The organism is Streptomyces sp. (assembly GCF_019510245.1).
In the GTDB taxonomy this organism is placed as follows: Bacteria; Actinomycetota; Actinomycetes; order Streptomycetales; family Streptomycetaceae; genus Streptomyces.
The window spans coordinates 1-5,719 of sequence record NZ_JAEKKT010000389.1 but is presented as its reverse complement, the minus strand read 5'-3'; the positions used below and the strand labels follow the sequence as shown (position 1 = coordinate 5,719).

Annotated in this window: 5 protein-coding genes and 3 pseudogenes; 1 reads left to right on the top strand and 7 read right to left on the bottom strand. The window is 71.0% G+C overall.

All coding sequences use genetic code 11. The features are described 5' to 3' along the window. The first annotated feature begins 98 nt into the window (after nt 1–98). Nucleotides 99–587: a YajQ family cyclic di-GMP-binding protein gene (locus tag JF597_RS52580; RefSeq protein WP_294014010.1), complete on the top strand. Its 489-nt coding sequence runs from the start codon at nt 99–101 to the stop codon at nt 585–587. Between the two features lie 90 nt (nt 588–677). Here the strand turns inward: JF597_RS52580 and JF597_RS52575 are convergent. The 7 genes and pseudogenes from JF597_RS52575 to JF597_RS52545 all read right to left on the bottom strand — a co-directional run. Next, nucleotides 678–1,495: pseudogene (locus tag JF597_RS52575) on the bottom strand (M48 family metalloprotease). 61 nt (nt 1,496–1,556) lie between these two features. Then, nucleotides 1,557–1,886: pseudogene (locus JF597_RS52570) on the bottom strand (4Fe-4S binding protein); the annotation flags it as partial. A gap of 157 nt (nt 1,887–2,043) precedes the next feature. Continuing rightward, nucleotides 2,044–2,541: an NADH-quinone oxidoreductase subunit C gene (locus tag JF597_RS52565; protein WP_294014008.1), complete on the bottom strand. Its 498-nt coding sequence runs from the start codon at nt 2,539–2,541 to the stop codon at nt 2,044–2,046. Continuing rightward, nucleotides 2,538–2,921, bottom strand: a complete 384-nt coding sequence (nuoB, locus tag JF597_RS52560) for an NADH-quinone oxidoreductase subunit NuoB (RefSeq protein ID WP_366916582.1) — start codon at nt 2,919–2,921, stop codon at nt 2,538–2,540. Before nuoB ends, JF597_RS52565 begins: the two co-directional genes overlap by 4 nt. Nucleotides 2,922–2,937: 16 nt before the next feature. Then, entirely contained in the window at nt 2,938–3,918 is a 981-nt protein-coding gene (locus tag JF597_RS52555) for a polyprenyl synthetase family protein (RefSeq protein WP_294014006.1), read from the bottom strand. Further along, entirely contained in the window at nt 3,915–5,357 is a 1,443-nt protein-coding gene (locus JF597_RS52550) for an NADH-quinone oxidoreductase subunit N (RefSeq protein ID WP_294014004.1), read from the bottom strand. The genes JF597_RS52555 and JF597_RS52550 overlap by 4 nt, the downstream gene beginning before the upstream one ends. Then, nucleotides 5,357–5,719 (bottom strand): annotated as a pseudogene (locus tag JF597_RS52545) (NADH-quinone oxidoreductase subunit M); the annotation flags it as partial. The pseudogene JF597_RS52545 and the gene JF597_RS52550, both read right to left, overlap by 1 nt.

The following is a 5,719-nucleotide window of genomic DNA, read 5'->3' as shown; positions in this document are numbered from 1 at the left end:
GAACCTTCGTAGGCTAAGCCGACGGATTTACAGTCCGCTCCCATTGACCACTCGGGCAACCCGCCTGGTGCGCGGGAAACGATAGCAAGGAGTCCTTCGTGGCCGACCCGTCGTTCGACATCGTCAGCAAGGTCGACCGGCAGGAGGTGGACAACGCGCTGAACCAGGCCGCGAAGGAAGCGGCGACCCGCTACGACTTCAAGGGCACCGGCGCCGAGATCGCCTGGTCCGGCGACGACATCGTCATCAAGGCGTCGGCGGAGGAGCGCTGCGCGGCGCTGCTCGACGTGTTCAAGGAGAAGCTGGTCAAGCGGCAGATCTCACTGAAGACCCTGGACGCCGGTGAGCCGCAGCAGTCCGGCAAGGAGTACCGCCTCACCGCCAAGGTGTCGGAGGGGATCTCCATGGAGAACGCCAAGAAGGTCAGCAAGATCATCCGCGACGAGGGCCCGCGTGGCGTGCAGGCCCAGATCCAGGGCGACCAGCTGCGGGTGTCGGCGAAGAAGAAGGACGACCTGCAGTCCGTCATCGCCCTGCTCAAGGGCAAGGACCTCGACTTCGCGGTCCAGTTCACCAACTACCGCTGACCGCCCGTACGACGAAGACCGGCGCCTCTGGGGGGAGCAGAGGCGCCGGCCGTCTCGTCAGGCCCGCCGGGGGTCGGGGCCCGCGAGAGCTCACTGGAGCTTGCTGCCGGCCATCTCCTCGAGACGCCGGATGCGGTCGGCCATCGGCGGGTGGGTGCTGAACAGGTTGCCGACGCCCTTGGCGGGAGCGGCCGGGCCGCCGTCCCGAGCTCGAGCTTGCGCAGCGCGCTGGCCAGGGCGAGCGGGTCACCGGAGACCTCGGCGCCGGTGGCGTCGGCCTGGTACTCGCGGCTGCGGCTGATCGCCATCTGGATGACGCCCGCCGCGACCGGTCCGAGGAACGCGAACAGCAGCGCACCGCCCGCGTTGTCGTTGTCGTCGCGACCACCGCCGAACAGGCCGCTGAACATCGCCATGTTCGCGAGGAAGCTGATCGCGGTCGCCACCGTCGCGGCGACGGAGCTGATGAGGATGTCGCGGTTGGTGACGTGGCCGAGCTCATGCCCGAGGACGGCGCGCAGCTCGCGCTTGTCGAGGATCTCGAGGATGCCAGACGTGCAGCAGACGGCGGCGTGCTGGGGGTTCCGGCCCGTGGCGAAGGCGTTGGGCGCCTGCGTCGGGCTGATGTACAGCGCCGGCATCGGGATCGACATCCGCGTCGCGAGCTCCTCGACGATCTCGTAGATCTCCGGGGCCTGCTCGCGGGTGACCGGCTGCGCGTGCATCGAGCGCAGCGCGATCTTGTCGCTGTTGAAGTACGCGAACCCGTTGAGGGCCAGCGCGATGACGAAGGCGATGACGACGCCGCTGCTACCGCCGATGAGCCCGCCAGCGAGCATGAGGACGGCAGCGAGGCCGCCGAGCAGGACGGCGGTCTTCAGACCGTTGAAGTGCTGGTGCCCGTGCACCGTGCCTCCCGATTGGTGTTGGCATCCTGTACAACGCGGTGCCGGCTCAGGGCGTTCCCGTCTCGGGGACGTCCTGGAGCCACTGGCGAAGGTCGAAGCGCTCGTGCACCAACCCGGACGCATCGGGCGCGGCGTGGTCGTAGGTGGGCGCCCAGAACAGCGCGTCGAAAGGGCACACGTCCACGCAGATGCCGCACCACATGCACAAGCCGAAGTCGATCGCGAACCGGTCCAGCACCGCCACGACCCGCGGCCGCGACCCCGGCTCCTGCACCGTCTCCTTGTGCGAGTCGATCTCGATGCACCAGTCGGGGCACTCCCGCGCGCACAGCATGCAGCTGGTGCAGGCGTTCTCGTCCAGCGCGATGATCCCCCGCGAGCTCTCCGGCACCGGGTACGCCGTCATGGCCGCCCCTGCCGGTGCTCGCAGGCCGCACTGTGCGGGCCCACGCGGGGCGTGCAGGCGGGGCCTCCGCACAGTGCCGGCTGGGGGACGTGACTGTGCGGGCTCACGCGGGGCGTGCAGGCGGGGCCTCCGCACAGTGAGGTCATGAGGGCCAGTCTCGCGCGCCGAGGGGCTTGGCCCGGCGGCGCTTGGGGACCAGGAGGTCGGCGTCCGATTCTCCCGGGTCCTTGGCGCCGGGCCACTGCTTGGCTTCCCGGGCGGCAAGCGGGAAGTCCTTGCGCAGCGGGTGCCCCTCGAAGCCGGGGGGCAGCAGCAGCGGCTGCGTGTCATGACCCTCGAAGACGATGCCGAACAGGTCGGCGACGGCGCGCTCGTGCCAGGCCGCGCCGGCGAACACGCCGACCACGCTGGGGACCCGCGGGTCCTCCCGCGGGCAGTGGGTGGTGAGCAGCTGCTCGGTGCGCTGCTCGGGGTCCCACAGCCGGCACACCACCTGGAAGCCATCAGCCTCGAGGTCGACGGCAGTGAGGAAGTCGAAGAAGACGGCGCCCCCGTCGCGGGCCGCCGTCACGTCCTGGACCCAACCCGGGGTCCCCGCGGAGGCGTGAGCGGAGCGAGCGGCTGCGTGGGGTTGATTCATGGCAGCTGCTCCAGGGCGGCGAGCAGCGCCTCCGGCCGCGGCGGGCAGCCGGCGACGTAGACGTCGACCGGGACGAGCTGGTCCACGCCCTTGGTGACGCTGTAGCTGTCCCAGTACGGGCCGCCGGTGTTCGCGCAGGCGCCGAACGACATCACGTACCTCGGCTCGGCGAGGGCCTGGTAGGCGCGCAGCACGGCAGGTGCCGAGACGTCGGTGACGGTGCCGCTGACCACGAGCACCTGGGCCTCCTCGAGCGGCGCGGTCGGCGGCGGGTCCTCCCGGACCGTGGCCGCGACGAACTCGACCGCGCAGCAGGCCAGACCGAGGTCGAACAGGGACAGCCGGAACCGGCGTCCCCCTGGCGTCGTGACGACGGTCACCGACGGCCCGCGTGCTTCAGCCCGTCCGGGCGAGGACGTAGTCGGTGAGGGCGACGAGCGCCTGCCGGGCGGGGCCCTCGGGCAGCGTGAGCGCGACCTCGCGGGCCCGCTCGACGTACCCGGACATCCGCTCGCGGGCCAGCTCCAGCGCAGGGTGCGCCCGCAGGGTGCGCAGCGCCTCGTCGAGGGCCGCGTCGCTGGACAGGTCACCGGCCAGCACTGCCATCAGCGCAGCGTCGTCGTGGGCGAGCAGCACCGGCAGGGTGGCGATGCCCTCGCGCAGGTCGGTGCCCGGGGTCTTGCCCGACTCCGCGGTCTCCGAGAGCACGTCGATGAGGTCGTCGGAGAGCTGGAAGGCGATCCCGATCAGCTCGCCGTACTCGGCGACGGTCTCGACGACCACCGGCTCGGCGCCGGCCATGAGGGCTCCGAGGCGCGCGCTGGTCGAGATGAGCGAGGCCGTCTTGTCGGCGACCACCTGCAGGTGGTGCTCGACGGGGTCCTGGCCCTCGGCAGGGCCTGCGGTCTCGGCGATCTGGCCCTCGACCAGCCGGGCGAAGGTGCGCGACTGCAGGTGCGTGGCCTCGGTGCCGAGCCCGGCGGTGAGGTCGGACGCGCGGGCGAACAGATAGTCGCCGGTGAGGATGGCGACGGTGTTGGTCCAGCGTGCGTTGGCGGCCTGCACGCCACGGCGTACGTTCGCCTCGTCCATCACGTCGTCGTGGTACAGCGTCGCCTGGTGGGTGAGCTCGACGACGACCGCCGCGTCGACGACCGCGGGGCTGACGCCACCACCCAGGTGCGCAGCCAGCAGCGCGAGCAGCGGGCGGAAGCGCTTGCCGCCGGCGTCGACCAGGTGCGCCGCCGCCTCGGTGAGCATCGGGTTGGCGCTCTGCACCACCTCGCGCAGCCGCGCCTCGACCTGCGTCAGCCCCTCGTTCACCGAGTCCTGCAGCGCAGGGTCGGTGCCGCTGAGCAGGCCGGACGACGCGCTCATCGCACGAACAGAGCTGCCTTGTCCGCCAGGTCGAGCAGCGGCTGCGGGTAGACGCCCAGCGCCACCGTGACGGCCAGCCCCAGGGCGATGGCCGACGTGGTGAAGGCGCTCGGGATGGCGACCGTGGGGCCGTCGGGAGTGGGCTGCTGGAAGTACATGAGCAGGATGACGCGGGCGTAGAAGAAGGCGGTGACGGCGCTCGCCACGACACCGACCACGACCAGCGCGGTCGCCCCGCCCTCCTGGGCGGCCCGGAACACCACGAACTTGGCCATGAAGCCGCTGGTGAGCGGGATGCCGGCCAGCGCCAGCAGCAGGAAGGTGAAGACGGCAGCCACCTCGGGGCTCTTCTTCGCCAGGCCCGCCCACTGCGACAGGTGCGTCGCCTCACCGGAGGAGTCGCGCACCAGCCCCACCACGGCGAACGCGGCGAGTGTCGTGAAGCCGTAGGTGAGCAGGTAGAACAGCGTGCCGGAGAGGCCGTCGCGGTTGACCGCGATCACGCCGACCAGGATGAACCCGGTGTGCGCGATCGAGGAGTACGCCAGCATCCGCTTCACGTCGGTCTGCGTCACCGCCAGCACGGCGCCACCCACCATGGTCAGGATGGCGACCGCCCACATCATCGGGCGCCAGTCCCACCGGCTGGTGCCGAAGGCGACGTAGAAGACGCGCAGCAGCGCGCCGAAGGCCGCCACCTTGGTGCAGGCCGCCATCAGCGCCGTCACCGGCGTCGGGCTGCCCTGGTAGACGTCCGGGGTCCACGCCTGGAACGGGACAGCGCCGACCTTGAACAGCAGCCCCACGGCGAGCATCGCGATGCCGAGGAACAGCAGGGCGTCGCTGTGGCCGGGGAAGTACTTCATCGCCGCTTCCTGGCTGAGCAGCCGGCGGCGACGGGCGAGCCCGGCCATCAGGTACAGCGGCAGGCTGAGCACCTCGAGCGCCACGAACATCAGCAGCAGGTTGTTGCAGGCCGGGAACAGCAGCATGCCGCCCAGCGCGAACAGGGCCAGCGGGTAGACCTCGGTCTGGACCCGGGTGCTGTCGGCGAGCGCCAGGTCCTCCCGCGAGCCGGGCAGGTTGCTGGCCTGGCTGACGACCTCACCGCCGCTCTGGTCGAGCTTGCGCTCCGCCAGCAGGAAGATGCTGCCGATGCCGAGCAGGCACAGGGTGCCCTGCAGGAACAGGGTCGGTCCGTCGATGGCCAGCGCCGACTCCGCCACCAGGCGGTGCGTGCCGTCGGCGGCGAGGTACACCACGAACCCGAAGGCGATGGCGAGGCCGAGCACGGCAACGAGGACCTGGGCGAGGCGCCGGTGCGCGGCGGGCGCGAACGCCTCGACGAGCACCGCGACGGTGGCCGCACCGAACACGACGAGCATCGGCATCAGCGGCAGGTAGGCGATCGAGGGTGCCGTGATCTGGTCGGTGGGCATCAGCGGTTGCCTCCCGTCGCGTCGGCGTCGGTCGGTTTCGGATCCGTGGAGTGGGTGTCCTGCATGGTCGCCTTCACGGCCGGGTTGATGATGTCGGTCACCGGCTTGGGGTAGAAGCCCAGGAACAGCATGAGCACGAGCAGCGGGGCGACCGCGAGCACCTCGCGCGAGCGGAGGTCACGCAGCCCCTCACCGGCTCCGGCGAACCGCTCGGCGAGCGGGCCCTGCATGGTGCGCTGGTAGGCCAGCAGGATGTAGAGCGCCGCGAGGATGATGCCGACGGTGGCGATCCCGGCGGCGGCCTTGTACCGGGTGAACGTGCCCACGAGCACGAGGAACTCCGACACGAAGGTCGACAGCCC